Origin of the sequence: Poseidonocella sp. HB161398 (genome assembly GCF_005870025.1) — a bacterium.
Lineage (GTDB): Bacteria > Pseudomonadota > Alphaproteobacteria > Rhodobacterales > Rhodobacteraceae > Mangrovicoccus.
The window spans coordinates 1-2,658 of sequence record NZ_VATA01000178.1 but is presented as its reverse complement, the minus strand read 5'-3'; the positions used below and the strand labels follow the sequence as shown (position 1 = coordinate 2,658).

Genomic DNA, 2,658 nt, shown 5'->3' with positions numbered 1-2,658 from the left:
CATCGCGAAGCCCATGCAGGACATGGTCAGGATGCCGGTGGCAAAGCTGCCGATGCGGAAGAGCGCGAGGTTGATGACGGGTTCCGCCGCGCGGGTTTCAACGAAGAGGAACCCGGCCAGCGCGACGAGCGCCACTGCGCCCAGCCCGCAGCTGGCCGCCGAGCCCCAGGCGAAGAGCGACCCGCCCAGGCTGAAGAGCAGCAGGAGCGCGGAGGCCCCGATCACCAAGAGCAGCGCCCCGGCATAGTCGATGCGGTGCCTGCGCCGGGGCGGAGAGGGCGGGAGCGCCGTCCACAGAAGGGCCAGCGCCAGGGCGCCCAGCGGCAGGTTGATGTAGAACACCCATCTCCAGGACAGGAGCGTGGTCAGCGCCCCGCCGAGAAGCGGTCCGGCGAGGCTTGAGAAGGCGAAAGCGCCCGAGAAGAGCCCTTGGTACCGGACCCTTTCGCGCGGCGTGACCAGGTCGCTCACCACGGTCTGGGAGAGCGTCATGATGCCCCCTGCGCCGATCCCCTGCACGAAGCGGAAGGCGATGAGCTGCCCCATGGTCTGCGCGAGCCCGCAGAGCATGGACATGATCAGGAAGAGCGCCACCGCGCCGAGGAGGAAGGGACGGCGGCCGAACATGTCCGACATCTTGCCGTAAATCGGGGTGGAGACGGTATTGGCCAGCATGAAGGCCGTGACCACCCAGCTGAGATGCGACAGTCCGCCAAGGTCCGAGGCCATGCGGGGCAGGGCGGTGTTCACGATGCTCTGGTCGAGCGCGGCCAGCGCCATGGCCACCAGCAGCCCGGCAAAGACGCGGCGCAAATGCGCTGGTAGCCAGCGCGAGGGAGAGGTGTCTGTCATGGTGCCGTCTTTCCGCAGGCGCGGGGGGTCAGTCGCGCGTCCATTCCTTCAGGTGTCCGTCCGCCGTGAACTCTGCCGTGAAGCCCGGAGCTTCAAGCGCGATCTCGTCGCCGAGCTCCATTTCCCCCAGCCGGGTTCCGGCCGTCAGCGCGGTGGTGGCGTAGATCATCTCGGCCACATCGCTGCGTAACGGCGGCATCACCTCGCCCAGGGGCATGGTGCCGTGACGGGACGCCTCGATCCTGTCCAGGGTGCCGTCGTGGTGCAGGTCGACCTCGACGCGGTCGCCGCCCGGCAGGATGCCGGTCAGATCGGGGCCTACCTTGTCGGGATGCCTCCGCGCCGCGGTCAGGTTCAAAGTCCTTTCGACGACGGCGATATCCGGCGTCCGGAGCAGGTAGTCGTGCGCCGCGACGGCGGTGCCGGGAGCCGTCAGCATCAGAAGCGGAAGGAAGAAGTGCATTTGTGTCATGAAGTTATTCGCCAAAGGCATTTGCAGATGGATACTTGTACGGCTGTCGCCGCGTTTCCCGTCGTTTTCGGGCATTCGCACCCGGGCCGCGGAACAGCCTCGGGGCGATGCCCCGAGGCATGCCGGGCTCCAGAGGCCGTGCATGTCTCATACCCTGATCAGGGCCTTGCCGGAAAAGTCGCGATCCTTCAGCGCCTGAAGGTGGGCGGGCAGGCATTCGAAGTCTCTGGCCAGGGCAGGCTCGGGCGCCAGCCGGGCTGTCACGAGGTCATCGAAGATCCCGGCAGCCGCACGGCGCAATGCATGCCAGTCGCGTGCATCGCCGTGAACATGCAGCGCCCCGAGGGCGACTTCGTGCAGGGAGATGCACCGCGCGAAGGCCTCGCCGCCCCAGCCGCCAACGCGGCCCTGGATGCAGACGAGATGCCCGTTGGCCCGCAGATGCGGGAAAAGGCCCGCCGCTGCCTCGGGCCCGCGCAGGTCGATCGCCGCGCCATAGGCTGCTCGCGGCAGCTCGGCGTTCCAGGGCAGGACCGCGGCTCCCTGCGCAACCAGGCGGTCATGATGGCGGGGGTGGCACTGCGCCGTGACCTTCCAGCCTGCCCGGATCGCCAGCGGCACCAGATAGGTTCCGACCCCGCCGCCCGCACCGGCGACCAGCAGGATGCCCGGCTGGGCCGGCAGCTTGCCGAGCGCCAGCCAGGCGGTCAGGCCGGGACAGGGCACCGAAGCGGCGACCTCCAGATCCAGCGCGGCGGGAACCGGCAGCAGCGCGCGCGCCGCGACCGGCGTGGTCTCGGCAAAGCTTCCCCGTCCGCCGAGCCAGGTGTGATAGGCCACCCTCTGTCCCAGCCATGCCCCGGGAACATCCGCGCCTGCGGCGATCACGATGCCCGCGCCGTCGCAGCCCGGCACCTTGCCGGGCCGCCACGTGTCGCTGCCCAGCACCTTCCAGTCGACCGGGTTGAGGCCGATCACCGCGTTGCGCACCAGCACCTCGCCCGGGCGAGGCGGCGCAACGGGCCGCTCGGCCAGGGCCAGGCCATGGGGGTCCCGGCCGCTTTGCCAGGTCCAGGCCCGGTGGTGCGATGGCGGTTCAGTCCCGCGCATCGCCAGACGCCGCCGCCTTGGCCAGGTCCGCCAGCTTCCGGCCCGTGCTGCGCGCCGATTGCGGGTTCTGTCCGGTCACCAGACGGCCGTCGACGGCTGTCGTGTCGGTCCAGTCGGGACCGGGCGCCATCTCCGCGCCGAGCTCCGCCAGCCGCGAGGACAGCAGGAAGGGCACCACGTCCTGCAGCCCGACCGCACGTTCCTCGGCATCGGTGAAGGCGGCG

3 protein-coding genes and 1 pseudogene are annotated in these 2,658 nt (G+C 69.8%); all 4 read right to left on the bottom strand.

Annotated elements, in window-relative coordinates; translation table 11 throughout:
* On the bottom strand, window positions 1-852 hold an 852-nt coding region (locus FGX59_RS36445; protein WP_138473428.1), incomplete at its 3' end, for an MFS transporter.
* Between the two features lie 28 nt (window positions 853-880).
* Window positions 881-1,324 (bottom strand): hypothetical protein, encoded by a 444-nt coding sequence (locus tag FGX59_RS36440; RefSeq protein WP_138473427.1) that lies wholly within the window; start codon window positions 1,322-1,324, stop codon window positions 881-883.
* A 147-nt stretch (window positions 1,325-1,471) separates the two neighbouring features.
* Window positions 1,472-2,434 carry an alcohol dehydrogenase catalytic domain-containing protein gene (locus tag FGX59_RS36435; protein ID WP_138473426.1) on the bottom strand — a complete coding sequence of 321 codons (963 nt, stop codon included), beginning with the start codon at window positions 2,432-2,434 and terminating at the stop codon, window positions 1,472-1,474.
* Window positions 2,421-2,658, bottom strand: a pseudogene (locus FGX59_RS36430) (hypothetical protein); the annotation flags it as partial. The pseudogene FGX59_RS36430 and the gene FGX59_RS36435, both read right to left, overlap by 14 nt.

What these genes read in the sequence shown, in the direction of transcription:
- FGX59_RS36440 (WP_138473427.1), bottom strand. Translation starts at nt 1,324, where the DNA reads ATGACACAAATGCACTTCTTCCTTCCGCTTCTGATGCTGACGGCTCCC.
- FGX59_RS36435 (WP_138473426.1), bottom strand. Translation starts at nt 2,434, where the DNA reads ATGCGCGGGACTGAACCGCCATCGCACCACCGGGCCTGGACCTGGCAA.